The sequence below is a fragment of the Leclercia sp. CFBP8987 genome, from assembly GCF_034044995.2.
In the GTDB taxonomy this organism is placed as follows: Bacteria; Pseudomonadota; Gammaproteobacteria; order Enterobacterales; family Enterobacteriaceae; genus Enterobacter; species Enterobacter tamurae.
On sequence record NZ_CM188255.1, the window covers coordinates 2,233,699 to 2,258,546 of the forward strand.

General features: G+C 56.9%; 27 protein-coding genes. 15 read left to right on the top strand and 12 right to left on the bottom strand.

Annotation, left to right across the window (positions count from 1 at the left end):
* Window positions 1-424 precede the first annotated feature (424 nt).
* Window positions 425-1,063 (top strand): hypothetical protein, encoded by a 639-nt coding sequence (locus SOM40_RS10805; protein WP_320531004.1) that lies wholly within the window; start codon window positions 425-427, stop codon window positions 1,061-1,063.
* A gap of 270 nt (window positions 1,064-1,333) precedes the next feature.
* Here the strand turns inward: SOM40_RS10805 and SOM40_RS10810 are convergent, their stop codons facing one another.
* On the bottom strand, window positions 1,334-1,624 hold the full coding sequence (locus tag SOM40_RS10810) for a Bor family protein (protein WP_106993836.1): 291 nt from the start codon (window positions 1,622-1,624) through the stop codon (window positions 1,334-1,336).
* A 416-nt stretch (window positions 1,625-2,040) separates the two neighbouring features.
* Between SOM40_RS10810 and SOM40_RS10815 the strand changes: the two genes are divergently transcribed.
* Window positions 2,041-2,562, top strand: coding sequence for a hypothetical protein (locus tag SOM40_RS10815; protein WP_320531003.1), 522 nt, complete (start codon window positions 2,041-2,043; stop codon window positions 2,560-2,562).
* 51 nt (window positions 2,563-2,613) lie between these two features.
* Here the strand turns inward: SOM40_RS10815 and SOM40_RS10820 are convergent, their stop codons facing one another.
* Together SOM40_RS10820 and SOM40_RS10825 are read right to left on the bottom strand one after the other, a co-directional pair.
* Window positions 2,614-3,807, bottom strand: coding sequence for an MFS transporter (locus SOM40_RS10820; protein WP_320531002.1), 1,194 nt, complete (start codon window positions 3,805-3,807; stop codon window positions 2,614-2,616).
* Window positions 3,807-4,331 (bottom strand): GNAT family N-acetyltransferase, encoded by a 525-nt coding sequence (locus SOM40_RS10825; protein ID WP_106993898.1) that lies wholly within the window; start codon window positions 4,329-4,331, stop codon window positions 3,807-3,809. The genes SOM40_RS10820 and SOM40_RS10825 overlap by 1 nt, the downstream gene beginning before the upstream one ends.
* Before the next feature lie 98 nt (window positions 4,332-4,429).
* Here SOM40_RS10825 and SOM40_RS10830 point away from each other — a divergent pair, with 98 nt between their 5' ends.
* From SOM40_RS10830 to zinT, 9 genes are all read left to right on the top strand, one after another.
* The gene (locus SOM40_RS10830) at window positions 4,430-5,332 is read left to right on the top strand and encodes a LysR family transcriptional regulator (protein WP_320531001.1); all 903 of its coding nucleotides are present in this window, start codon (window positions 4,430-4,432) and stop codon (window positions 5,330-5,332) included.
* Window positions 5,333-5,374: 42 nt separating this feature from the next.
* On the top strand, window positions 5,375-5,695 hold the full coding sequence (locus tag SOM40_RS10835) for a hypothetical protein (RefSeq protein ID WP_320531000.1): 321 nt from the start codon (window positions 5,375-5,377) through the stop codon (window positions 5,693-5,695).
* A gap of 295 nt (window positions 5,696-5,990) precedes the next feature.
* Complete coding sequence (locus SOM40_RS10840; RefSeq protein ID WP_320530999.1) at window positions 5,991-7,094, top strand: cobalamin-independent methionine synthase II family protein; 1,104 nt, start codon at window positions 5,991-5,993, stop codon at window positions 7,092-7,094.
* A gap of 204 nt (window positions 7,095-7,298) precedes the next feature.
* Window positions 7,299-8,570, top strand: coding sequence for an urea ABC transporter substrate-binding protein (gene urtA / locus SOM40_RS10845; RefSeq protein ID WP_320530998.1), 1,272 nt, complete (start codon window positions 7,299-7,301; stop codon window positions 8,568-8,570).
* 25 nt (window positions 8,571-8,595) lie between these two features.
* Entirely contained in the window at window positions 8,596-10,170 is a 1,575-nt protein-coding gene (gene urtB / locus SOM40_RS10850; RefSeq protein ID WP_106993843.1) for an urea ABC transporter permease subunit UrtB, read from the top strand.
* Window positions 10,170-11,243: an urea ABC transporter permease subunit UrtC gene (urtC, locus tag SOM40_RS10855; protein WP_106993844.1), complete on the top strand. Its 1,074-nt coding sequence runs from the start codon at window positions 10,170-10,172 to the stop codon at window positions 11,241-11,243. Before urtB ends, urtC begins: the two co-directional genes overlap by 1 nt.
* Window positions 11,243-12,034: an urea ABC transporter ATP-binding protein UrtD gene (gene urtD / locus SOM40_RS10860; protein WP_166182394.1), complete on the top strand. Its 792-nt coding sequence runs from the start codon at window positions 11,243-11,245 to the stop codon at window positions 12,032-12,034. The genes urtC and urtD overlap by 1 nt, the downstream gene beginning before the upstream one ends.
* Before the next feature lie 9 nt (window positions 12,035-12,043).
* A complete protein-coding gene (urtE, locus tag SOM40_RS10865; RefSeq protein WP_166182395.1) occupies window positions 12,044-12,742 on the top strand; it encodes an urea ABC transporter ATP-binding subunit UrtE in 699 nt (232 codons plus the stop codon).
* 68 nt (window positions 12,743-12,810) lie between these two features.
* Complete coding sequence (gene zinT, locus SOM40_RS10870) at window positions 12,811-13,452, top strand: metal-binding protein ZinT (protein ID WP_320530997.1); 642 nt, start codon at window positions 12,811-12,813, stop codon at window positions 13,450-13,452.
* A 93-nt stretch (window positions 13,453-13,545) separates the two neighbouring features.
* On the opposite strand, the gene ydeE is transcribed toward zinT, so the two are convergent.
* Window positions 13,546-14,739, bottom strand: coding sequence for an efflux MFS transporter YdeE (ydeE, locus tag SOM40_RS10875; protein WP_225758860.1), 1,194 nt, complete (start codon window positions 14,737-14,739; stop codon window positions 13,546-13,548).
* Window positions 14,740-14,932: 193 nt separating this feature from the next.
* Here ydeE and eamA point away from each other — a divergent pair, with 193 nt between their 5' ends.
* Window positions 14,933-15,832, top strand: a complete 900-nt coding sequence (gene eamA, locus SOM40_RS10880) for an O-acetylserine/cysteine exporter (RefSeq protein WP_320530996.1) — start codon at window positions 14,933-14,935, stop codon at window positions 15,830-15,832.
* A gap of 32 nt (window positions 15,833-15,864) precedes the next feature.
* Here eamA and marB read toward each other — a convergent pair whose 3' ends face one another.
* From marB to marR, 3 genes are all read right to left on the bottom strand, one after another.
* On the bottom strand, window positions 15,865-16,080 hold the full coding sequence (gene marB, locus SOM40_RS10885) for a multiple antibiotic resistance protein MarB (RefSeq protein ID WP_106993850.1): 216 nt from the start codon (window positions 16,078-16,080) through the stop codon (window positions 15,865-15,867).
* 176 nt (window positions 16,081-16,256) lie between these two features.
* A complete protein-coding gene (marA, locus tag SOM40_RS10890; RefSeq protein ID WP_072250842.1) occupies window positions 16,257-16,640 on the bottom strand; it encodes an MDR efflux pump AcrAB transcriptional activator MarA in 384 nt (127 codons plus the stop codon).
* 18 nt (window positions 16,641-16,658) lie between these two features.
* Window positions 16,659-17,093, bottom strand: coding sequence for a multiple antibiotic resistance transcriptional regulator MarR (gene marR / locus SOM40_RS10895; RefSeq protein ID WP_106993851.1), 435 nt, complete (start codon window positions 17,091-17,093; stop codon window positions 16,659-16,661).
* Between the two features lie 257 nt (window positions 17,094-17,350).
* Here marR and SOM40_RS10900 point away from each other — a divergent pair, with 257 nt between their 5' ends.
* On the top strand, window positions 17,351-18,019 hold the full coding sequence (locus SOM40_RS10900; protein WP_106993852.1) for a MarC family NAAT transporter: 669 nt from the start codon (window positions 17,351-17,353) through the stop codon (window positions 18,017-18,019).
* A 36-nt stretch (window positions 18,020-18,055) separates the two neighbouring features.
* Here SOM40_RS10900 and SOM40_RS10905 read toward each other — a convergent pair whose 3' ends face one another.
* Window positions 18,056-19,252, bottom strand: a complete 1,197-nt coding sequence (locus SOM40_RS10905; RefSeq protein WP_106993853.1) for a sugar transporter — start codon at window positions 19,250-19,252, stop codon at window positions 18,056-18,058.
* 175 nt (window positions 19,253-19,427) lie between these two features.
* Between SOM40_RS10905 and SOM40_RS10910 the strand changes: the two genes are divergently transcribed.
* Window positions 19,428-20,216: a PhzF family phenazine biosynthesis protein gene (locus tag SOM40_RS10910; RefSeq protein ID WP_106993854.1), complete on the top strand. Its 789-nt coding sequence runs from the start codon at window positions 19,428-19,430 to the stop codon at window positions 20,214-20,216.
* Between the two features lie 17 nt (window positions 20,217-20,233).
* Complete coding sequence (locus tag SOM40_RS10915) at window positions 20,234-21,028, top strand: PhzF family phenazine biosynthesis protein (protein WP_106993855.1); 795 nt, start codon at window positions 20,234-20,236, stop codon at window positions 21,026-21,028.
* Between the two features lie 90 nt (window positions 21,029-21,118).
* Here the strand turns inward: SOM40_RS10915 and SOM40_RS10920 are convergent, their stop codons facing one another.
* From SOM40_RS10920 to SOM40_RS10935, 4 genes are read right to left on the bottom strand one after another with little or no spacing between them, the layout of a single operon-like run.
* On the bottom strand, window positions 21,119-21,796 hold the full coding sequence (locus tag SOM40_RS10920; RefSeq protein WP_320530995.1) for an SDR family NAD(P)-dependent oxidoreductase: 678 nt from the start codon (window positions 21,794-21,796) through the stop codon (window positions 21,119-21,121).
* A gap of 1 nt (window position 21,797) precedes the next feature.
* On the bottom strand, window positions 21,798-22,268 hold the full coding sequence (locus SOM40_RS10925; protein WP_225758855.1) for a NanQ anomerase/TabA/YiaL family protein: 471 nt from the start codon (window positions 22,266-22,268) through the stop codon (window positions 21,798-21,800).
* A complete protein-coding gene (locus SOM40_RS10930; protein WP_320530994.1) occupies window positions 22,265-23,434 on the bottom strand; it encodes a sialidase family protein in 1,170 nt (389 codons plus the stop codon). Before SOM40_RS10930 ends, SOM40_RS10925 begins: the two co-directional genes overlap by 4 nt.
* Window position 23,435: 1 nt before the next feature.
* Window positions 23,436-24,848, bottom strand: coding sequence for a sodium:solute symporter family protein (locus SOM40_RS10935; RefSeq protein WP_106993859.1), 1,413 nt, complete (start codon window positions 24,846-24,848; stop codon window positions 23,436-23,438).

Below are 24,848 nucleotides of genomic sequence, written 5' to 3' on the forward strand. Positions count from 1 at the left end.
ACCGGGCGCAATGCCCGGTTTTTGTCCGGTTTTTTCTTCCCCAAAACTCCTCCCCAAAATGAATCCTTAATCACTACCACTATCGAACTGACGGTAAAACAAGCCTGATGAAAGAGGGTACGTACCACGCCTGCCCCTGCATAGTAACGAGTGAGACGATTAAATATGCGCTGTAAGCAATTGTTGATTTGCATAGAAATTAACCGCAGCCGGATTTGAGGACTCACCCCTGACTAAATTCACCAAAGAGCTAATGGCCATACACTTTCGCGCTAAGCAGGAAGGCCTGACGCCGCATACTATCAGCCCTCACTTTTATTAAAATTCAAAACCCGGCTCAATTGCAGGACTTTATTGTTTCTATTGTCTTGTCATCAAGTCTGATATATTTGATGATATAGGCATTATTTTTATATGGGTTTTTATGAAGCGCGTCGCCTATATTATTACAGGATTACTTTTCAGCTCATATAGCATTGCCGGCGGCGAGTTGATGGTTAATAATTCGCCGCTTACGCTGATTTTTAATGACGGGAATCAGGCAAATGTTTCAACCTGTACCGATTTTGTGGCTCTGCGCATGGCAGGTGAGCAAGTGAAGGAGCTTCCAGGGCTTTCAGATCCTGATTTCCATGATGCCAAATCTGCCTTGTTTGGCTGCTGGCTCAGTGCGTATGTCATTAAACATGGCATGATGACAGTTAATGCCGCAGCGCCTGACCTGCCTACCGTACTGAAGCATTTCCCGGCTAATGCGGCCTTTGTCGTTAGCGATTATGAAGCGAAGACAATACAACGCGACTTTTCCAATAAAACGATTCAGGACTTTACACCCGATCTGACTTATAACGACGATCAGGCGGTTTCAACGGCACAAGATACGGGCTACAGAGTAAAAGATTATTATTCTTATTTAGACAAAAATGGCAATCAGCTAAATGTGTTGGCGCTGGTGGGGTATTCATTAAGCGGCACTGCAGGTAGCAAGACATTCTGGCGAATTGACGATACCAGTCAGCCAATATGGAAAGTTACTATGCTGGATGAAAACAGCCCCCTGTAATGTATGAAAGGCGCTCAATGAGCGCCTTTTGCTCAGTGACCGCTTGCAGTTTGTTGACGCTCCAGCCATGAGACAGGGCGCAGGGCTTCATGGGAACCCGCAACGCTAAGGATAAGCAGATCGGTGTTAATCATGGATTACAGCGAATCTATCGAGGGCGGGGCGAAAGAAGTCGAGGTCATGGGTAGGGTAGCAGTGTACTAACAAAACCGGGCGCAATGCCCGGCTCTTTTTCCGTATAAGCAGGAATAAACCCTGCCGACGAAATCTTTATTTGGCGCAGTAAACGCGCGCTTCACGCGGCGTATAAATACCAAAGGTAACAACGCCCAGCAGGCCATTCACAAAAGTCTGCTGCACTTCAGTACGAACGACTTTGTCTGCACTGCCGCACACCTGAGCTGCGTCGATTTGCTTAGACTGGCCGATACCGCTAACGAAGAAATGGTGCGTTGTGACTTTCTGTGGTTCGAAAGTTGTTCCTTTATTTACCGAAAATGATTGTTGAGCACAGCCGGAAACTGCACCTGCAATCAGCGCTACCATGATTAACTTTTTCATAAATGATCCTGTTGTTTGTATAATTCGAAAAAATGATGACATGATTAATGAACGCTACATATTAGACCAGTCGAGTGGGAGTTTATTAAGTAGCCAATGGCTAAAAATTATATGTAATCCCTTCGACATAATCGCAACTTCGGGAACATCTTCTGGCCACGGATGATGGCATGGCAAATGCACTGTATAATTAACCCTAAGGATAATCCTAAAGGCGCTCTATTCTTCCACCTCCATACCCGTGCCCTGAACAAACTCCCTACGTTGTACGTCACCAGCAAGGCACTGGTGGCGAGGGCATGTCTGGCCGTTATGAGCGAGGGGAAGTCATACGCTCCATGAGAATTACTCTTTGAAAACGCTGACAAATTATTGTATTTAATATGGACAACAAACTATACACAATAAAGGACGATATGAAATTGAATAAAACCCTGATATTAGCAATGATCTCAATTGGACTTACAGGGTGTGCCAAGGTATTACCACTTGATTATGATAATTACAATGGAAGTGATGCTGCGACGTTGTATGTTCTTAACCGTGAGGGCAATGTAGGGACCATATATCTGGGTTCATACACCATGAACAGCAAAGACAATTGCTACGATATGTCCGATCGCTATGAACTTGACTCTAACGTTTTTCAGGCTAAAGGGAATATAATAGTAAGCAAGGTGAAACCGGATGTTCTGTACTCTGTATCGCAGATCAACAGTTCCGGACGATTTATTCAAAGTACTAACTCTTCACTCATTCCAGAAGCCGGGAAATATTACTATATAGTCTCAGGAAACAAGGCTGTGCAGGTCCCTTCTGACTTCGTTCCTGATGCTTCCGTCAACTCCGATGAAATAGTCAACAAATACAGCAATAATCCGGTCAAATACTGGAATGTTAAAAAAATCTGCAGTCGCCCGTTCTGGAAGATTGGCTGATTCAAAAACCATTGCTTAGCTATGATCAATTTTCCGATAAATCGCGCGACATCAACGTTGCTGGATCAATTGCCCAGCAATATGTCGTTTCCAGAGCACCACGGAAATTGCTGAAATGCACAAAGTTATAATAGCGGAAATAAGCAGCATACCGGATATGCCATATTTTTCTATCAGCATGGCATAGGCACCCGGAGCAAGCGCCGCGAGGAAAAAGCCCGGTGACAGCAATACGCCTGTTTTTCGGGCGTACTGCTGCGGTTCAAACAAGGCGAGCGGAAGGAGGGCCTTTACAATTGTGCTCAGGCCGTTCACGGCACCGTAAACCAGGACAAAGGAGATGGCAGCCAGGGGAGTCGTGCTACCCATCAGGCCAGCAAGAAAACAGAGTGGCAACAGGATGCCGATAATGAGGTTCAGGTTTAGCGCGGAGATGCGCGCACCGGCGACGACATCCAGAAGACGGGCGGTGACCTGTCCCAGACCCCAGAGCATGCCAGCCAGTGCAGGCAGCCCAAACGCGGTCAGTATGCGGGGAAACTGTGTCGATACGCCGGTCGAGACAAAACTGAGCAACGCAATCAGGGCCGCATACCACAGGCCGCTAATGAATGCTTTTCGACTCTCCACTTCCCTTGCCGTCGCAATTGTGAGCCGATCGGTAGTGGGCGGTGATACCGGATCGCCTGTCGGAACGGCGTACAGAAAAAGCAGGCTTACCAGGCCCGCACAACCGTAAACGATGAGGGCATGTCGCCAGTCGGTGAAATGTAACAGGGCATCGCCTATCGGCCAAAACGCTGCAGAAGCCAGACCGCCGAGCAGGGTAATGTGAGAGATTATCCGCCGGGCGCCTGTACCTGCGGTTTCCACCAGTAAGGCAAACGCGGCGTCATAAAGGGAAAGCCGCATACCGATGCCCGTCAGCACCCATATCGCAATCCACGCTGTGCTGGTGTGAACAAAAGCCATAAGAAAACAGCCGACAATAATAGCGAGGGTACCCGTCATCATCATCGCGCGTCCGCCGATGCGGGCCATGACATGACCTGTGAGCGGTGAAACCAGCCCCATAACCAGCATGGCGACAGTCAAACCGGAGAAAGTCATCACAGGCGTCCAGCCCCTCTCCGCCATGATGGCATTCCCTAGCGCTCCGGGCATATAAAACGTAATCCCCCAGTTGATAAGCTGCGTCATGCCGATACAGAAAACGATGCGGCCTGTCAGATTTCCGTTTTTCACTATTGTCTCTCCGGAAGCGTGGCATCGCCCTGTCCGAGCGTGCGCTGCAGGAGGACCGTATCAAGCCAGCGTCCGTGTTTGAACCCGACCGATCTGAGTGTGCCCGTCATGCTGAAGCCTGCGCCACTATGCAGGGCAATAGAGGGGGCATTCTCGCTGTTACCCACTATGGCCACGAGCTGACGAAAACCCTGTGTTTCTGCCCAGGTTACCGCATGGGTTAACAGTCGTTTGCCGATACCCCGGCCCAGAAACGTAGGGTCGATATATATCGAGTCTTCCAGGGTTAAGCGATATGCAGGTCGCTCCCGGTAAAAGGAGAGGTAGCAATATCCGCAGACCTGGCCTTCATCAATCGCGACGAGCCAAATCAATCCTGCAGCACGTACCTTTTTCAGGCGATTTGCCATTTCAGCGATATCTGGTGGGGTGGTTTCAAAGCTGGCGGTGCCATGTAATACGTGATAAGCATAAATCTGTTGAATGGCAGGAATATGTTGTTCGTCGGCTTCAATTATTTTCACTGGTACAGCTCCTCTTCTAATCATAAAAAGAGCCTAATCCCGATGAATAATTTCAGACAGACCGTGGAGCTTATCTGCGGCATAAGGAAAACGTTGAGATGGCAACCCTTAACCTCGATCACCTTGTGACCTTCAGGATGGTCATCAGCCGGGGGAGTTTCTCCGGGGCGGCTGAAGCGCTTGGAATATCGCAACCCGCCGTCAGTCTGCAGATAAGACAACTGGAGCAGGTGTTTCAGGTTCGGCTTATTGAGCGAACCAGCCGGGGAATAAAGCCCACGCCTGCTGGCATGACTCTCTCTGAGCATTCCACGAAAATTGATGCAGCCGTCGGCGCTGCTGTTGAATCAGTATCCCTGCATTCGGACGAAATCACTGGCACAGTTGTTGTCGGGACAGGCGCAACGGCCTGCATTCACCTGCTGCCGCCTTTACTGCAACAGTTGCGACTCCGCCATCCTCTGTTGAAAGTGGATGTTCGCACAGGCAATACCTCAGATATCGTGCGGGGCGTGGAAGAAAATCGTATCGATATTGGTCTGGTTACACTACCGGCAGCAGGCAAATGCCTGAGCGTTAGCCCGCTGGGCACGGATGAGTTTGTGGTGATCATGGAAAAAGATCTCTCCGGGCGGAGCGCAAAAGCGCTTTCTCCGGACGACCTGTTGCCGCTGCCATTGATTATCTTTGAGCCCGGAAGCGGAACCCGTTCCCTGATCGATGAGTGGTTCCGCGATGCCGGATATGCTGCCCGCCCAGTAATGGAACTTGGCAGTATTGAAGCCATTAAACGGATGGTTCGTGCTGGGCTGGGTTACAGTATCGTTCCTCGCATGGCAGTCGACGTCATGGAAGAACGAGAGGGGCTTAGCCTGCATTCAATGGTCCCCCCACATTATCGCACTCTCGGAACGATCATGCGGGAGGACAGGATTGTCAGCAGAGGGATCAACGAGGTATTGAAACAGTTACACTGTGTTTTCGCCAAAGATAAGCACTAGTCTTGTATGTTTTTACCCAAACAATAAGCTATGGACACCAAAATGGATTTCTCCCCTCTACTGCACGCCTTAGCCGCCTTAACCCTCCAGTGCCTCTGCGGCCTCAGACTGGGCAAATGGGGCATCGGCGGAGCAATGGGCTGTCTGTGGTTTATCGCCCGGGAACAGACTCAGGCGGAATACCGCTGGATCGCCCTGTTTGGTCACGGCAAGCGCGCCAACATGCCGTGGTGGGGCGGGTTTGACTGCCAGGTCTGGAACCTGGCCAGCCTGCTCGACTGGCTGGTGCCGGTCGTGGCCTGCACAGCCGTCTGGCTTGTTGCGCGTTATCGGTCTTCGTCCGCCAGCTCAAACCTCGTTTAACCTTCATTTATCTTGCTCATGCTAACCTGGTCAGGATCCGCAGCCCGGTATGGATTACCGGGTCCGTAGATATCAAAATACAAATCTATCCATGCAAGCATTTACCGCCAGTCTCTGGCGGTTTTTTTTGTCTTTCGCTCAACATGAATTTTTTTCATCACCCATGAATTTTTCTCGTTTGCCGGGAGGCGGGCGCTGTGACATCTTTTGGACATATAGCCATCCAGAAGTCTAAAGTTCACATAATGAATTATCACTGTCGGCAATTACCTGGCGACAGTTAAAGGAGATAAGCATGCAGCGACAACACGCCCCGAACCGCGCCGATGTGGTAGGCAGTTTCTTACGTCCCGACGCCATCAAACAGGCGCGGGTGAAATTTGCCAGCGGTGAGATCGACGCGCAGCAGCTGCGTGCGGTAGAAGACGAGGCGATTCGCCATGTGGTGGAGCAGCAATGCGCTTGTGGCCTGCAGGTGGTGACTGACGGTGAGTTCCGCCGCGCCTGGTGGCATTTTGATTTCTTCGATGGCCTGCAGGGCGTAGAGCGTTACGACTCGAACCAGGGGATCCAGTTCAACGGCGTGCAGACCAAAGCCCACGGCGTGCGCGTCACCGGCAAGCTGGGGTTCGGTAGCCATCCGATGCTGGACGACTTCCGCTATCTGCAGAGCGTCAGCGGCAACGCCCAGCCGAAGATGACCATCCCGAGCCCGAGCGTGCTGCACTTCCGCGGCGGGCGTAAGGATATCGACGCCACGGTCTATCCGGATCTGGATGTTTACTTTGATGACCTGGCGCAAACCTGGCGCGATGCGATCCATGCTTTCTACAACGCCGGTTGTCGCAACCTGCAGCTGGACGACACCGTCTGGGCCTACCTCTGCTCGGACGATCAGCGCCGCCAGATCCGCGAGCGCGGAGATGACCCGGACCAGCTGGCGCGCACCTATGCTCGCGTGCTGAATAAGGCCCTGGAAGGCAAGCCGGACGATCTGACCATCGGGCTGCACGTCTGTCGCGGTAACTTCCGCTCGACCTGGATCTCCGAGGGGGGCTACGAGCCGGTGGCCGAAATCCTGTTTGGCACCGTTAACGTTGATGCCTTCTTCCTCGAATACGACAACGATCGCAGCGGCGACTTTGCCCCGTTACGCTTTGTCCGTCCGGGCAAACAGCAGGTGGTACTGGGCCTGATCACCACCAAAAGCGGCGAGCTGGAGAACCCGGAAGGGGTGAAAGCGCGTCTGGAAGAGGCGGCGAAGTATGTGGCGAAAGAGCAGATCTGCCTCAGCCCGCAGTGCGGCTTTGCCTCCACCGAGGAGGGCAACGCCCTGACCGAAGCCCAGCAGTGGGATAAGGTTCGCCTGGTCACGCAAATCGCCAGCGAAGTCTGGTAAGTGCTTATCCACAGCGTTGCATTAATTAAGTGCAACGCTGTGCCATTCTGATCCGCCCCTGCGTGTAAAACCCTCTCCAGCCCCCTGATCCGGCTGCTTTTTCATTCTGGCATCCTTTTTGCTCTGACTAATCCTGAATGCTTTTTCTGCGTCCACGCCGTAACGGACGATTTCGCACAGCGTTGTTTTTCAGGAGTGAAAATTATGCATCGTCGTACCTTAATCAAAGCCTTTGCTTTATCGGCCTCCGTGGTGGCCATGGGGATGAGTTTCAGCGTGCAGGCAGCCGACACCATCAAGATTGGCATCATGCACTCGCTCTCCGGCACGATGGCGATTTCCGAAACGCCGCTGAAAGACGTGGCGCTAATGACCATCGACGAGATCAACGCCAAAGGTGGGGTTCTGGGCAAAAAACTGGAGCCGGTGGTGGTGGATCCCGCCTCCAACTGGCCGCTGTTTGCCGAGAAAGCCCGTCAGCTGTTGAGCCAGGATAAGGTGGCGGCGGTCTTTGGCTGCTGGACCTCGGTGTCGCGCAAATCGGTGTTGCCGGTGTTTGAGGAGCTGAACGGTCTGCTGTTCTACCCGGTGCAGTACGAAGGGGAAGAGATGTCACCGAACGTCTTCTACACCGGGGCCGCACCTAACCAGCAGGCCATCCCGGCGGTGGAGTACCTGATGAGCGAAGACGGCGGCGAAGCGAAACGCTTCTTCCTGTTGGGCACTGACTACGTTTACCCGCGCACCACCAACAAAATTCTCCGCGCTTTCCTGCACTCGAAAGGCGTTCAGGATAAAGACATCGAAGAGGTCTACACCCCGTTCGGCCATAGCGATTACCAGACTATCGTCGCCAGCATCAAGAAATTCTCTGCCGCAGGCAAAACCGCGGTGGTCTCCACCATCAACGGCGATTCCAACGTGCCGTTCTACAAAGAGCTGGCGAACCAGGGCGTAAAAGCCACCGATGTGCCGGTCGTCGCCTTCTCGGTGGGTGAAGAGGAGCTGCGCGGCATCGATACCAAACCGCTGGTGGGCAACCTGGCGGCGTGGAACTACTTCGAGTCGGTGGATAACCCGGCCAACCAGACCTTCGTCGCCGCGTATAAAAACTGGGCTAAAACGCAGAAGCTGCCGAACGCCGGCACTGTAGTGACCAACGATCCAATGGAAGCCACCTACGTGGGGATCCACATGTGGGCCCAGGCGGTAGAGAAAGCGGGTACCACCGACGTGGATAAAGTGCGTGCCGCCATGGCCGGTCAGTCCTTCAAAGCGCCGTCGGGCTTCACCCTGACCATGGATGCCACCAACCACCACCTGCATAAGCCGGTGATGATTGGCGAGATCGAGGGTAATGGCCAGTTCAACGTCGTGTGGCAGACCGAAGCCCCGGTGCGTGCCCAGCCGTGGAGCCCGTACATCGCCGGGAATGACAAAAAGCCCGACACCCCGATCAAAACCGCCAGCAACTGAATCCGGATCATAAAGAGGTAAAGCCATGAACGTCATGCGCATGATCTTCGCTCTCGTATGGCTTGCCGGACTGCTGCCAGGGATGGCACAGGCAACGGACGCCGATAACTTTGTCGCTGCCAGCCGCAGCCAGCAGGCGGTACTGCTCGAGCAGTGGGCCGCCGCACCCGATCCCGCCCGACTGGCGCTGCTGCGCGCCTTGCAGCAGGAAAATGTCTTTGTCGATAGCCATAAACAGGCCTTCACCCGGGAAAACGGCGCCTTAACCGCTCTCGGTGAAGCCGCCCAGCCCGAGGGGGCCACCAAAGCCGTGCGGCTCACCAACCGCCTGCGGGTGCTGGCCGCCACGGCGCTCGCCACCCATCAGCTGACAGGTGACAGCGTCACTGAAAGGCTGGCGGCGGCGAAACAGCTCCAGCGCGATCCCCAGCCGCAGATGTTGCCTTTTTTACAGCGTCAGCTGGCAAGCGAGAGCGATGACGCGGTGCGTCAGGTGCTGAGCCTGGCCGTCGCCAGCCTGCAACTGACCAGCACCCAGCCAGCGGTGCGCCAGCAGGCCGTCACGCTGCTGGGCGAGTCGAGCGATCCGGAGGTGCAGTCCCGACTGCTGCCATATACCCATGTGCAGACCGAGCCGGACGCTGGCGTGCGGGAAGCCGCCGCGGAAAGCCTGCGCCAGATCCAACACCGTCAGACCATCAGCGACCTGCTGGGCCAGGCGTTTATGGGTCTGTCGCTGGGCTCCATTCTGCTGCTGGCCGCGCTCGGCCTGGCGATCACCTACGGCCTGCTGGGGGTGATCAACATGGCCCACGGCGAAATGCTGATGCTCGGGGCCTACGCCACCTGGATGGTGCAGCAGGCGATGGCGCAGTTTACCCCGCAGTGGCTCACCTTCTACCCTCTGGTGGCGCTGCCGGTGGCGTTCGCGCTTACCGCAGGCGTAGGCATGGCGCTGGAACGCACGGTGATCCGCCACCTCTATGGCCGTCCACTGGAAACATTGCTGGCGACCTGGGGTATCAGCCTGATGCTGATCCAGCTGGTGCGCATGATCTTCGGGGCGCAAAACCTTGAGGTCGCTAACCCGGCGTGGCTCTCCGGCGGCGTGCAGGTCTATGCCAGCCTGATCCTGCCGTGGAATCGGCTGGTGGTGTTGGGCTTTGTGTTGCTGGTGCTCTTTTTCACCTGGCTGATCCTCAACAAAACCCGGCTGGGGCTCAACGTGCGGGCGGTGACGCAAAACCGCAGCATGGCAGCCTGCTGCGGGGTGCCCACCGGACGCGTCGATATGCTGGCCTTCGGGCTGGGTTCCGGCATTGCCGGTCTCGGCGGGGTGGCGCTGTCGCAGCTGGGCAACGTCGGGCCGGAGCTGGGCCAGGGCTATATCATCGACTCCTTCCTGGTGGTGGTGCTCGGCGGCGTGGGTCAACTGGCCGGCAGCGTGGCAGCCGCCTTTGGGCTGGGGATTTTCAATAAGATCCTCGAGCCGCAGATGGGGGCCGTACTCGGCAAAATCGTGATTCTGGTGGCGATCATTCTGTTTATTCAGAAACGTCCTCAGGGCTTGTTTGCACTGAAAGGGAGGGTAATCGACTGATGAGCCAGCCACTGACCTTAACCCTGGCGCGGAGAGCGCCGCGCAGCGTACCGATACTCCTCGGCCTGCTTCTCGCCGCACTGCTGGTGCTGCCGTTTCTGGCCCTGCTGCCCGCCACCCATCCGCTGGCGGTCTCCACCTGGATGCTGACCCTGGTGGGCAAAATCCTCTGCTATGCGATTGTCGCCGTAGCGCTGGATCTGGTCTGGGGCTACGCCGGCATGTTGTCTCTGGGCCATGGCCTGTTCTTTGCCCTCGGCGGCTACGCGATGGGGATGTACTTGATGCGCCAGGCTGCGGGCGACGGGCTCCCGGCCTTTATGTCGTTTCTCTCCTGGAGCGAGCTGCCCTGGTTCTGGTGGGGCACCCAGCATTTTGCCTGGGCGCTGGTGCTGATCGTGATGGTCCCCGGCCTGCTGGCGCTGCTGTTCGGCTGGTTTGCCTTCCGCTCAAAAATCAAAGGGGTCTATTTCTCGATCATGACCCAGGCGCTGACCTTCGCCGGGATGCTGCTGTTCTTCCGCAATGAAACCGGCTTTGGCGGCAACAACGGCTTTACCGGCTTTACCACGCTGCTGGGCTTCCCGGTCACCGCCACCTCGACGCGCATCGCCCTGTTTATTGCCACCGTGCTGCTGCTGGCGGCGTCGCTGGGAGTGGGTTACGCGCTGGCAAAAAGTAAGTTTGGCCGCATTCTGACCGCGGTGCGCGACGCGGAAAACCGGTTGACCTTCTGCGGCTACGATCCCCGCGGGTTTAAGCTGCTGGTCTGGACCCTATCCGCAGTGCTGTGCGGGCTGGCCGGGGCGCTGTACGTTCCGCAGGTGGGGATCATCAACCCCGGCGAGATGTCGCCGACTAACTCCATCGAAGCGGCAATCTGGGTGGCGCTTGGCGGACGCGGCACGCTGATCGGTCCGGTGATGGGCGCCGCGCTGGTCAATGGGGCAAAAAGCTTTTTCACCGTGGCGATGCCGGAGTACTGGCAGCTGTTCCTCGGGCTGATCTTTATCGCGGTCACGCTGTTCTTACCCCGCGGCGTAACGGGACTGTTCCGCAAAGGAGACCAGTAATGAGCGAGCAATTATTTACCCGCCAGCTGCCCGGGGATCGCTACCGCGACCAGACCGACCCGGTGCTGCAGCTGGAAGGAATTAACGTCAGCTTTGACGGTTTTAAGGCGTTGACCGATCTGTCGCTCAATATCGGCGTAGGCGAGCTGCGCTGCGTGATCGGCCCCAACGGCGCGGGAAAAACCACGCTGATGGATGTCATCACCGGCAAAACGCGGCCCCAGAGCGGGCGGGCGATATACGATCAGTCCACCGATCTCACCACCCTCGATTCGATCGCCATTGCCCGCCAGGGCATCGGGCGCAAGTTTCAGAAGCCGACGGTGTTTGAGGCCCTGACGGTGTGGGAGAACCTCGAGCTGGCGATGAAGGGGGATAAATCGGTGTGGGCCAGCCTGCGTGCCCGGCTGAGCAGCGAGCAGGGGGACAGGATCAACGAGATGCTGAGCCTGCTGCGCCTCGGCGCGGAGCGGCATCGCCGGGCGGGGTTGCTGTCGCACGGTCAGAAGCAGTTTCTCGAGATCGGCATGCTGCTGGTGCAGGAGCCGCATCTACTGCTGCTCGACGAACCGGCCGCCGGGATGACCGACGCTGAAACCGAGTACACCGCCGAACTGTTTCGCACTCTGGCGGGGAAGCACTCGTTGATGGTGGTGGAGCATGACATGGGTTTTGTCGAAACCATTGCCGATCACGTCACCGTTCTGCATCAGGGCCGGGTGCTGGCTGAGGGCTCGCTGCGCGAGGTTCAGGCCAACGAGCAGGTGATTGAAGTCTATCTCGGACGCTAAGGAGCGCGGATGCTACAGGTTAACGAACTGAATCAGTATTACGGCGGGAGCCACATCCTGCGCGGGGTCAGCTTCGAGGCGCTGCCCGGAGAAATCACCTGCCTGCTCGGGCGTAACGGGGTGGGCAAAACCACGCTGCTGAAATGCCTGATGGGGCTGATCCCGGCCCGCAACGGGGAGATCCTCTGGCAGGGCAAACCCATTACCCACGCCAGACCACATCAGCGGGTGCAGGCGGGGGTGGCCTATGTGCCTCAGGGGCGGGAGATCTTTCCCCGCCTGACGGTGGAGGAGAATCTGCTGCTCGGGCTGTCGCGTTTTCCGGCGCGCGAGGCGAAGCAGGTGCCGGAGGAGATCTGGCAACTGTTTCCGGTATTGCAGGAGATGAAGCAGCGCCGGGGGGGCGATCTCTCGGGTGGGCAACAGCAGCAGCTGGCGATTGGCCGGGCGCTGGCGAGCCGTCCTCAGCTGTTAATTCTTGATGAGCCGACGGAGGGGATCCAGCCGTCGGTGATTAAGGAGATTGGTCAGGTGATCCGCCAGCTGGCGAATCGGGGCGACATGGCGATCCTGCTGGTAGAGCAGTTTTACGACTTCGCCGCCGAGCTGGCCGACAGCTATCTGCTGATGTCCCGGGGCAGCATCATCCAGCGCGGCCGCGGGGAAAATATGGAACAGGAGGGCGTTCGCGGCTTGGTGGCAATATAACGGGGTTGTTTTGCGGTATGTTATAATATAACATCCAAAACTCTTTAAAATGGAGTGAGGACGTTATCTTGGCAGGACCTATTGGTAAATATGCAATGACTCTGGGGGCGCTGCTGGTCAGCGGCCAGCTGTATGCCCACTCGCACGGCCATCAGATGACCGAGGCGGAACAAAAAGCGGCCAACGGCGTGTTTGACGACAAAGAGGTGAAGGATCGGCCGCTCTCCAACTGGGACGGCGTCTGGCAGTCAGTCTATCCATTCCTGCTGAGCGGCGATCTCGACCCGGTGTTCAAAAAGAAAGCTGAGAAAGACAGCAGCAAAACCTTTGACGAGGTGAAAGCCTATTATCGCACCGGCTACGCTACCGACGTGGAGACCATCGGCATTGAGAACAATGTGATGGAGTTCCACACCGGCAAAAACGTCAGCCGCTGTGAATATGTCTCTAACGGCTACAAGATCCTGACCTATGCCTCCGGCAAGAAGGGCGTGCGTTACCTGTTTGAATGTAAGGATGCCAGTAGCAAGGCACCGAAGTTTGTCCAGTTCAGCGACCACACCATCGGCCCGCGCCAGTCTGCCCATTTCCATATCTTTATGGGCAACACCTCCCACGAGGCGTTATTAAAAGAGATGGATAACTGGCCGACCTATTATCCAAACGAAATGTATAAAAAGCAGGTGGTAGAGGAGATGCTGCACCATTAATTCGGTGCGGCCTGTGCGCCGGGTGGCGGCTATGCCTTACCCGGCCTACGGGTTTGTAGGCCCGTGCAAGCGAAGCGCCGCCGGGCACTGCTCTTAAGCTACACGAGGCATATCAACCCACGCCTTTACCCGCATTCCACGCAAAATCATCATCCACGCCAGCACAATGGCGACCATCATAATCACAAACAGCGACCAGTGCGGGAGGTGGGTCAGGATCAGCCCAGTGATCATCGGGTTAAAGGCCGCGCCCAGCCAGCCGAGCGCCTGAGCGGAGAAGTAGCTCGCTTTCATCCCCGGCGGGGCGATGTTGTCGATCAACATATATTCGCCCGGGGCATAGATGATTTCGCCAATGGTAAAGACCGCCGCGGCGAGCCCCCAGTAGACCAGGTTCTCCCCGGAGAGCATAAACCCGGCCAGACCGAGGACGAAGAACAGGGTGCCCAGGGTCATCAGCGGGCGGATGTTACGCGCCGACAGCTTGCGGCCAATGATGTACTGCAGCGACACCACCATCGCGGCATTCACCGGCAATACCACGGCCACCACATTCTGCGCGAAATCGCTGTCGTAATCCGCCGCCAGCACGTACTGAGAAATACAGCTGGCGAAGGAGCCGCCCACGTAGGAGGCCAGCAGCCCGGAGAGGGTATACCAGAATAGCGCCCGATCCCGCAGCAGCACCGACGGCTGCCACGGCACCGGGGCCTGTTCGCTGTCTGCCACCACGCTCTTCTGCACATAAACCTGAATGAGCACCAGCGGTAAGGCGGCGCAGAAGGCCGCCATCCAGAAGGGCAACTGCAGGCTGTACATCATCAGCAGGGTGCTTAACGGTGGCCCGATGGTCCAGCCAATGTTGAGAAAGCTGTAGTTAAGCGAAAATACCCGCGCCTTTTCCGCCGGGTTCAGCACATCGGAAAACCAGGCTTTCAGCACCGTGGAGAAGATCGAATAAGCGCAGTTGATCAGCGCGAAGGCCAGCACCACCAGCACCACGTTGTCCACCAGCGGGATCGCCAGAAAGCCCAGCGCCACCGCCGTAATGGCGATCAGCATGTAGCGTTTTTTATCGAACTTGTCGGCCAGGATGCCAAAGCCCAGGCTGAAAACCACCCCGATAGTCAGCGCCACCGTCAGGGCATAACCAATATTCTCCACGCTCATGTTGTAGACGCGGGTGAGATAGATGGTCATAAACGGCAACGTCGCGCCGCGCCCAATGGTGAGTAACAGCGACGACGCCAGCAGCGCTGCCGTTGAGCGCCTGAGTGATGATTTCATTTTCCTGCCCGACAATTGCGTGTGAATTTTTTGTTATGTCTTATCAGGATTATCACGGCATAAGAGGCTTGTATAGCTCCAAATTTATCCCTAAGTGCTTCGCCTGACTGCCAGAATTAATGATCTGTTCCTCGGCGTTTTTTTTCGTTACTTTGAAGAGTGTTTACAAAAATTTAATAAACAGGGGCAGGGTATGACACGCAAAGACGGGCTGCTGGCATTGCTGGTGGTGGTGGTTTGGGGGCTGAATTTTGTGGTGATCAAAGTCGGATTGCACAACATGCCGCCGCTGATGCTGGCCGGTTTACGCTTTCTGCTGGTGGCCTTCCCGGCGCTGTTTTTTGTCGCCCGCCCGAAAATCCCGTTTCGTTTGCTGCTCGGCTATGGCCTGACCATCAGCTTCGGTCAGTTTGCCTTTCTGTTCTGCGCCATTAATTTCGGCATGCCCGCCGGGCTGGCGTCGCTGGTGCTGCAGGCTCAGGCCTTCTTCACCATCATCCTCGGGGCGCTGGTGTTTGGCGAGCGTCTGCAGGGCAAACAGCTGGCAGGGATTGCCCTCGCGGTGGTCGGCGTGCTGGTGCTGGCTGAAGCCAGCCTCAACGGGCAGCACGTCGCGCTGCTGGGCTTTTTACTGACCCTGGCGGCGGCCTTCTGTTGGGCCAGCGGCAATATCTTCAACAAAAAGATCATGCAGCTTGAGACGCGTCCAGCGGTGATGTCCCTGGTGGTGTGGAGCGCCCTGATCCCGATAGTGCCCTTTATGGCGGCGTCATATCTGCTGGATGGCCCGACGGTGATGCTGCATAGCCTGGTCACCCTCGATCTGACTACTGTGCTGTCGCTTTTCTATCTGGCCTTTGTCGCCACCATTGTTGGTTACGGCATCTGGGGGGCATTGCTCGGTCGCTACGAAACCTGGCGGGTGGCACCGCTGTCGCTGTTGGTCCCGGTAGTGGGCATCGCCAGTGCGGCGTTCTTGCTGGATGAAAAACTGGGCGCGTTGCAGCTGGTGGGGGCGCTGCTGGTGATGGCCGGGCTCTATATTAACGTCTTCGGCCTGCGGGTGCGTCGGGCGGCACGGGTCAAAGGGTAAAAAAAGCCCCGCACGGGCGGGGCCAAAACGAATCAGACGCCCTGATTGTAATAGGGCACGCCTAATTCGTCGGATTTGTCGCTGCCTGCGCCCATATGGTTAAAATCGTGGGGCGACTGGCCATTAGCCGTTGGCAGGATCATGGTGTCGCGGCTGTTCTGCGGCGAAACACCTGGCGTTTGCTCCGCAAAACTCTGGCCGGAGACCAGCACCAGGGCGGTGAAAACAGCGGAAGCGAATAATTTCATAATTTCCTCGATACGTCTTAGAGCCTATCCCATTAGGCTATTTTATTTGCCATTTTGAACCTGGGCAGTGCTCACAATCCTCACGTACTTAAAGTACGCTCCGGTTGTTCCGTGCTGTCCGTGTTCAAACTGTCTGCAACAATTACGCCTACTGGGATAGCCTAAAATACAGGCGATTAGCAGTTACAGTGATTGATCGGAAGCAGATACCGGGATTCCCCGCGCATATTGGTGATGCGATATTTATGCGGTGGAACGTCGAAGTAGTTTTTGAACGTGCGGGTCAGGGTCTGCTGCGATTCAAACCCGTAACGCTCAGCCAGATACAGGATCGGCTCGTTACTTTCCTTCAGCTTCTGTGCGATTTCCGTTAATTTGCGGCTGCGGATGTACTGGCCTAATGAGTGGCCGGTCTCTTTTTTAAACATCCGTTGCAGGTGCCATTTTGAGTAACCTGAACGCTCAGACACTTTCTCAAGCGAGAGCGGTGACTCCAGGTTATCTTCGATCCAGCCCAAAATGCTATGAATAGTGATGGCGTCAGTATTGCGTCTGGACATCGTCATACCTCTTTCTGTTTACGGCAGGATCTTCTTAAGCAAGTGCTCAAGCGTTGCCACTTCGTCCGCCGTTAAGTTTTTTGTTAGTTCCTGGTGCAGTTTTTGTCCTACTAATTGATGACATTGTTCACACATTGCCGCGCCGTCGCTGGTCAGTTGCACCAGTACGCCGCGTTTGTCATTCGGGTTCGGGCGGCGTTCAATCCACCCTTTGCAGACCAGACGATCCATCATGCGCGTCAGCGCACCGAGGTCGACAGACAGGATCTTCTTCAGCTCAACCGGGGTGATACACACTTCGCAGCGCACAGAACAGAGCACTTTAAACTGGGTTGCGGTGATATCCAGCGGTGACAGATAGTCATTGAGCAGGCGGTCTTTCTTTTGGTTAACCATATAGATAAGCCGACCCAGCGGAATGATTTCGTTGAAGAGGTCACTGGTGCTTTTCACAATGGTTGCCCTGGCAAGTAGTTTAATCACGGCAGATATTATTGCTCAGGCAACTATAAGTCAACTGAATGCATAAGCTTATGACACGATTTGCTAAAGCGATTCAGATCACATTTTTGTCCGCTTCACGGATCGTCATATCACTGGGGTAAATTGATTGCGGAGCGAAAATAATACTTACGATGTGAGCATGGTTGTTACGGTCGTTTTAACCCTATACTTGGCTGGTAAAATTTTGCTAAGGACAACTCTATAAAATGGTTGATTTATTTAAAGCAATTGGCCTTGGGCTGGTGGTGTTGCTGCCGCTGGCAAACCCGTTAACCACGGTTGCGCTTTTCCTCGGCCTCGCGGGCGACATGAACCGTGAACAGCGTAATCATCAGTCGCTGATGGCCTCCGTTTACGTCTTCGCGATCATGATGGTGGCGTACTACGCCGGGCAGTTGGTCATGAACACCTTCGGGATCTCCATTCCCGGGCTGCGCATTGCGGGTGGTCTGATCGTGGCGTTTATCGGTTTCAGGATGCTCTTCCCGGCCCCGAAATCACCGGATGCTGCTGACGCCCAGGACGCGCTGGAAGACAAGCAGGGCAGACCGGCCCCGAACATCGCCTTCGTGCCGCTGGCGATGCCAAGCACTGCGGGCCCGGGGACCATTGCGATGATCATCAGCTCCGCTTCGACGGTGCGCAGTGGCTCTGATTTCCCGGAGTGGGTGGTGATGATTGCCCCGCCGCTGATTTTTGCCATTATCGGCGTGATCCTGTGGGGCTGTCTGCGTAGCTCGGGCGCGATTATGCGCTGGGTGGGCAAAGACGGTATCGAAGCGATCTCCCGTCTGATGGGTTTCCTGCTGGTCTGTATGGGCGTGCAGTTTATTATTAACGGCGTGCTGGAAATTATTCAAACCTACCCTAACTAACAAAGCCGGGTGGCGCGCTGCCACCCGGTCACTTCTTTAGCCGTGATGGGGCTGCTCTTCCAGAGCGACAGGCCATTTCCTGAAGATCAGCACCGACCAGATTAACGCCGCCAGCGCCGGGATCGCCCCCAGATAGCCAATCGACGCCATCGACAGATGCAGGATCACCTGATTCCCCACCAGCGCGCCTGCGCCAATCCCCAGATTGAAAATCCCGGAGAAGAGGGCCATCGCCACGTCCGTGGCATCCGGCGCCAGGGCCAGCACTTTCACCTGCATCCCAAGGCCGATAATCATAATCGCCACACCCCAGACGACGCTCAACAGCGCGAGACTGGTCTCGCTACCCGAGGCGGGCAGCAGCAGCAGCAGACACCCCAGCAGCAGAGCAATAGCGCTGCTCACCAGCAGCGAGGCGTGACGGTTGCCGAGCTTACCAAACAGCAGGCTGCCGATAATCCCCGCGCCACCTAACAGCAACAACAGTATCGTGGCGAAGCTGGCGCTGAACCCGGCGATGGTCTGCACAAACGGCTCGATATAGCTGTAGGCGGTGTAGTGCGCGGTGACCACGACCACCGTCAGCAGATAGAGGCTCATCAGCGCCGGACGACGCATCAGCAGCGGCAGGCTTTTCAGCGATCCGGAGTGCTCGCTCGGCAGTTTCGGTAACAGCTTGATCAGGCACAGCAGGGTGAACAGCGCCCCGAGCCCGATAACGAAAAAGGTGGTGCGCCAGCCGAACAGCTGCCCAACGATGCGCCCGATCGGCAGTCCGAGCACCATCGCCAGCGCGGTGCCGGTAGCCAGCAGGCTCAGCGCCTGGGCGCGCTTCCCGGCGGGGGCCAGGCGGATCGCCAGCGAGGCGGTTATCGACCAGAAAATGGCGTGCGCAAAGGCAATCCCGATCCGGCTAATGACCAGCACCGTGAAGTTCCACGCCAGGAACGACAGCACATGGCTGGCAATAAACAGGACAAACAGCCCGATCAGCAGCTTGCGCCGCTCCATCTGGCTGGTGAGCAGCATAAAGGGTAACGACATCATCGCCACCACCCAGGCATAGATGGTGAGCATGATCCCCACCTGCGCGGTCTCCATGCCGAAGCTGCTGGCGATATCCGACAGCAGGCCGACGGGAACAAATTCAGTGGTGTTAAAGATGAAGGCGGCAACGGCGAGCGTGACCACGCGTAGCCACGCGACCCTGCGGGAAACGGTGTGAGTTGTCATGGAGATGTCCGGGAGTCGTTACGTCAATGAGGTGGGACGATCTTAAAACCTTCCCTGGTGGAAATACAATCGTTTTGTGATCTGGATCTCACTCCGTCCTAAAACTAATCGCTGGTGAAACCGGCTATTTTCCATAAATATAGGATGCAACATAACGTTAACAGTGGGTCAGGCGATGCAGGAAATTGAGTTTTATCTGGTGGATGCGTTCAGTGAGGTCTCGTTTGGCGGCAACCCGGCGGCAGTTTGTCCATTGCCGGAATGGCTGCCGGACGAGACGCTGCTGCGCATGACGCGGGAGCACAACCAGTCCGAGACTGCCTTTTTTGTGCGCCACAAGGGCGGCATCGAGCTGCGCTGGTTCACCACGAACGGCGAGGTCAACCTCTGCGGTCATGCCACGCTGGCGACCGCCTGGGTACTGTTTAACGAGCTGGACTATCCCGACGTCCGGATCCATTTTGATACCGCCTCCGGCAGGCTGACCGTCACCCGCGAGGGCGACTGGCTGACCCTCGATTTCCCTGCCTGCCCGAGCGAGCCGCAGACCCCGCCGCCAGAGATGCTTGCCGCGCTAGGGGTCCAGGACTACGTCGAAGCCCGCAAAGGGCGCGCCTGGGTGATTGTGCTGGAGAGTCGTGAGCAAGTTGAGGCGGTCACGCCGGATATCAATGCCATGACCCCCGGCGAGCATAAGGTGTCGATCACTGCCCGCGGTGAAGGCGAATACGATTTCGTCAGCCGCTTTTTCTCCCCGGGCGCGGCCCTGTGGGAAGATCCGGTCACCGGCTCGGCTCACACTATGCTGATCCCATACTGGAGTGAAAAGTTAAATAAAACGTCGCTCTTCGCCCGGCAGGTTTCTGCCCGCGGTGGCGATGTGCGCTGTGAACTGAAAGGCGACCGGGTATTAATGAGCGGCAGGGCATCGCTGTATATGAAAGGTCATCTGTTTTTACGCTAACGATAAGGGTTAACCCAATGAAAGAAATTGAATTTTATCTGGTCGATGCGTTTAGCGACCGCGCGTTTGGTGGGAATCCTGCAGCCGTTTGCCCGCTCGAGGAGTGGCTGCCGGATGACGTGCTGTTAAAGATGGCCCAGCAGCATAACCAGTCGGAGACCGCGTTTTTCGTGCGCACCGATGCGGGTTTTGAGCTGCGCTGGTTTACGACGCAGTACGAGATTAACCTCTGTGGTCACGCCACGCTCGCCAGCGCCCATGTGATTTTTGAGTATCTCGATTATCCGCACACCGAGATTGTCTTCTCCACACGCTTTGTCGGCGACCTTAAAGTCACCCGCAGCGGTGACTGGCTGACCCTGAACTTCCCGGCGTGGAGCAGCGAGGTGGTAGACAACCCACCTGCATTACTGTTCAGCACTCTGGGCATCACCGGGGCCAAAGAGGTACGGGCAGGGCGCGACTACATGGTGGTGCTGGAAAACCAGCAGCAGGTTGAGGCGTTGACGCCGGATATCGACGGCATGATGCCGCTGGATAAGATGGTCTGTGTCACCGCTCCGGGGGATGAGTATGACTTTGTCAGCCGCTTCTTCTGCCCGGGCGAGTCGGTGGCGGAAGATCCGGTCACCGGCTCAGCCCACAGCATGCTGATCCCGTACTGGAGCGAGAAGCTGGGTAAAACGGCGATGCAGGCGCGGCAGGTCTCCCCCCGCGGCGGCGATCTCCGCTGCGAGCTGAAGGGCGACCGGGTATTGATTGGCGGCCAGGCAGCGCTTTATCTTAAGGGCACCGTGTTCCTGCGGAGGTAAAAGCAAAACGGCAACCGAAGGTTGTCGTTTTTAGTGTTTGCTCCCTCTCCCTGTGGGAGAGGGTCGGGGTGAGGGCATCAGGCCGCACATTCACCCCAACGACGCCCCACCGCACAGCACCAGTTCCTGCCCGGTGATGGGTGCGGCCTCGGCGCTCAGGAGATAGTTCACCATCGCCGCCACCTCTTCCGGGGCGATCAGCCTCCCCATTGGCGGCACGTTTGGCGGTGATGTCTCACGTCCTGGCGCACTCAGCATCGGTGTTGCCGTCGCTCCCGGGGCCACCACGTTGGCGGTGATCCCGCGCGGGGCCAGCTCGGCTGCCCAGCTGCGTACCATGCCCACCAGCGCCGCTTTGGTCGCCACATACTGCGAACGCCTAGCGGCACCCCGTGAGGTACGACTCCCGATCGCCACCAGCCGTCCGCCCGCTGTCATCCGCGGGGCAAAATGGTTGAACAGGATCTCCGCGGCATGAATATGCAGCCCCCATAGCCGGGCGCTGACCGCCGGGTCCAGCTCGCCGAGCGGGGCAGCCGCCATCATGCCAGCGGCATGCACTATCGCCTGTGGCACCGGTAGGGTATTCAGCGCGGCTGCGAGCGTGACACTGTCACTCAGATCTACGCTTACACTGGTAAAATTCGGATGTCCGCACTCCACTCCGCGTCGGCTTAACCCCGTCACCTGCCAGCCTTCTGCCAGCAGGCGGGTGACGATAGCTTCGCCAATCCCCGAACTGGCCCCGGTGATAATCGCATGGCGCATATCACACCTCCAGCAGGGCGCGCGGCACCTTGAACACCGCCTTGCGCACGGTCATAGGTTGGTTAACGGCACACAGCGCCTGATGCGGCTCCCCGGGCAGAAACACCGCGAAATCACCGGGCTTCAGGGTGATGCTCACCGGGTGCACCGCGCCAGGAGCAATAAACAGATCCGGTTTGCGCTCTTCGTCGCCAGGTTGCGCGACAGACTGCATCCCGGCGCGGATCGTCTCCTCTCCCGTCAGCACCACCTGAATATCGGCCCACTGATGGTGATACTCGGTATGCCGCTCGGCAAGTGGCTGGGTCTGCGCCGGGCCGATATGACAGAACCACGGGCAGCCCTCGGGCTGCCAGCGTCCATCGTCCCGGGCGGACAGCGCCGTAAGCGTACAGTCGGCGCGATCGAGGATCTGCCGCAGCACAGGCGGGAGCCCGGCCAGCGGCAGGGCATTAAGATGACCAATAATCACTGCTGCGCCTCCTTTACCCACTCCGGCGACACGCGCACATACTTGATCGCCTGACGGAACCAGGTATAGGCGATATGCAGCGACCCGTCGGCACCCTGTTTGATGCTCGGATAGGAGAACTCGCGGTTGAGTTTCTCCAGCGAGTTGTTGGTCATGCAGTAGCCGTCGCCCTCATCGAGGTTGCGCTGCCAGGCCCAGCTTTTGCCGCCGTCAACAGAGATGGCCACCGTCATCGGCGCGCGCGGTGCACCCCAGAAAGCGGCGCGACCGTCCTTCACTTCCGGCTCTTTGCGCCCGTCGCCGTCGTCGATTTCGTCATACAGCGAGGCGCGACGCTCCAGCGCACCCGCTGCGCTCATGTGGTTGAACACCAGCGCCAGCTCGCCGCTCGCAAGGGTGGTGACCTGAATCGACGAGTTGTTGTTCGGCAGTTCGGTCGGTTCCGGCACCGACCAGCTTTCGCCGTTGTCCAGCGACTGGCTGATATAGATATTGTCCGCCCAGCGGCTGCGGTACAGCGCCACCAGATGGCCGTTGTTCAGGGCGGTGATATTCATATGCACGCAGCCGAGGCTCTCCGGCACCTCGACGTCGCGCCAGCTTTTTCCCTGGTCTTCGGAAATTTTCACCGCGCTGATGTCGTCGTTACCCACCCATTTCTCGCCCGGCTGAGTGCGGCAGTAGAAGACCGGCAGTAGCCAGTTGCCGTTCTCCAGCACGGTAATCGGCTGGCGAATAAAGGTGCCAGGCTTATCCAGCAGGGTGGCGATCTCGCCCCAGCTGTTGCCCAGATCCTCAGACTTACGGTAGCGCACGATGGCGGTATCCTGATTGCCGGAGAGCTGCGCGGTCCACAGCAGCCACAGCACGTTGTCCGGGGCGAGGAACAGCACCGGGTTCTGCTCCGAGCGGCTGGCGTCGTCCGACAGCTTCACCGCCTCGCTCCACTGGTTGCTACCGGGAGCCAGACGTGATCCCCAGACCGAAATATCAGCGATCCCCTCCTGGGTGCCGCCAAACCAGACGCACATCAGGGAGCCATCCGGTAGCGGCAGCAGGTTGGCTGCATGATTCTGCGGGCAGGAAGAGGGCAGCATGGCCGTTTCCACGCGGGCATCCTGCGGCGTCGGGCGAACAATCCCGTCACAGGTTACGGTTACAGACATATCAGACTCCATTATGTTGAACAGGGGCAGGCGCTTTACGATCCGCTTTATTTGGGATCAGGCGGTCGAGAACCATAATCACCGCCGGGGTGATCAGCGCGATATACATATTGTTAATACCAAACGGGTCGCCCAGCAGATACCACACCGAGGTCACGACACAGGCGCCAATCAGGCCGGCATTCGCGCCGCGGGCACTTTTGAAGAACGGGGCATAGAAGGCGATCACTGCCACCACCGTAATCGACAGACGAATGGCGCGGGTGAAGAACGACAGCTTCAGCACCTCCGGTACCAGCAGAACGAAAATCAGCGGCAGGAAACCAATCAGCAGCGATATCCAGCGGGTCGCTTTAAATTCCTGCTCCGGGGTTGGGTTGCGGTAAGGCACGTAGAAATCTTTCACTACCAGCGAGGCAATAGCCAGCGCCACGGTACTGACGCTAACGAAAATCGAAGCCACAAGTGACGTTGTCACTAAACCGGCCAGCCACGGGTTCATGTCCTGCAGGAAGATTGGCATCGCGTACAGGCTGTCGATCTCCGGGTGCAGATATTTCGCCGCCACGCCAATCACCGCAATGGCCAGCGCAATCGGCAGGCAGAAGAAGAAGGCCACCCAGGTCGAACGTTTAGCCGATTTCACATCTTTAGTGGACGAAATCGCCTGAATCACAAACTGGGTACAGAAGATGGAGCCGATGGTGCCAATCAGCCAGGCAAAGATGGTGCTGGCCCCGATGTTGCCATCCCAGGTCCAGTAGTAAGAAGGCATCTGCTCAATCATTGGCGTAAAACCGCCGGTTTTGGAGAGCGCAAAGCCCATGATCACCAGGATGCCGAAATACTTGAGGGCGCTGTGCAGGAGCGTGACCCAGGCCACGCCCTTCATGCCGCCAAAGGCGAAGTAGAAGGTACTGACAATCGCGGTAATAAAGGCCGCGACCGGCAGGTTAACCTTCAGCACGGTGGAGATCGCCGCCGCACCTGAGACATAGTTGCCGACGTTCACCAGCAGCAGGGCGTAGATCATGATGATCGAGATGATGTTTTTAGTGCTGTTGCCGTACTTCTCGGCAATCGCCCCGGAGATGGTGATTTTGCCGGTGCTATAGATGCGCTTCACCAGCAGCAGGCCAAACAGCGGGAAACCAATGGCTGCGCCAATCACCGACCAGGAGGCGGCAAAACCATCCTCGAACGCCGCCTGCGCGGTACCGATGGTGGATTTGGCGCCGATGTACTCCGACATCAGCAAAATCCCGACGATAAACGCCGGCATTGCGCGGGAGCCTTCCATAAAATCGCCGGAGTTTTTACTGCGCAACCGGAAGGTCAGCCAGGTGGTAAACAGGATGTAGACAATCACAATGCCTACGATGATCAGGGTATCTTCAGCGGTAAAGTTGTTCAT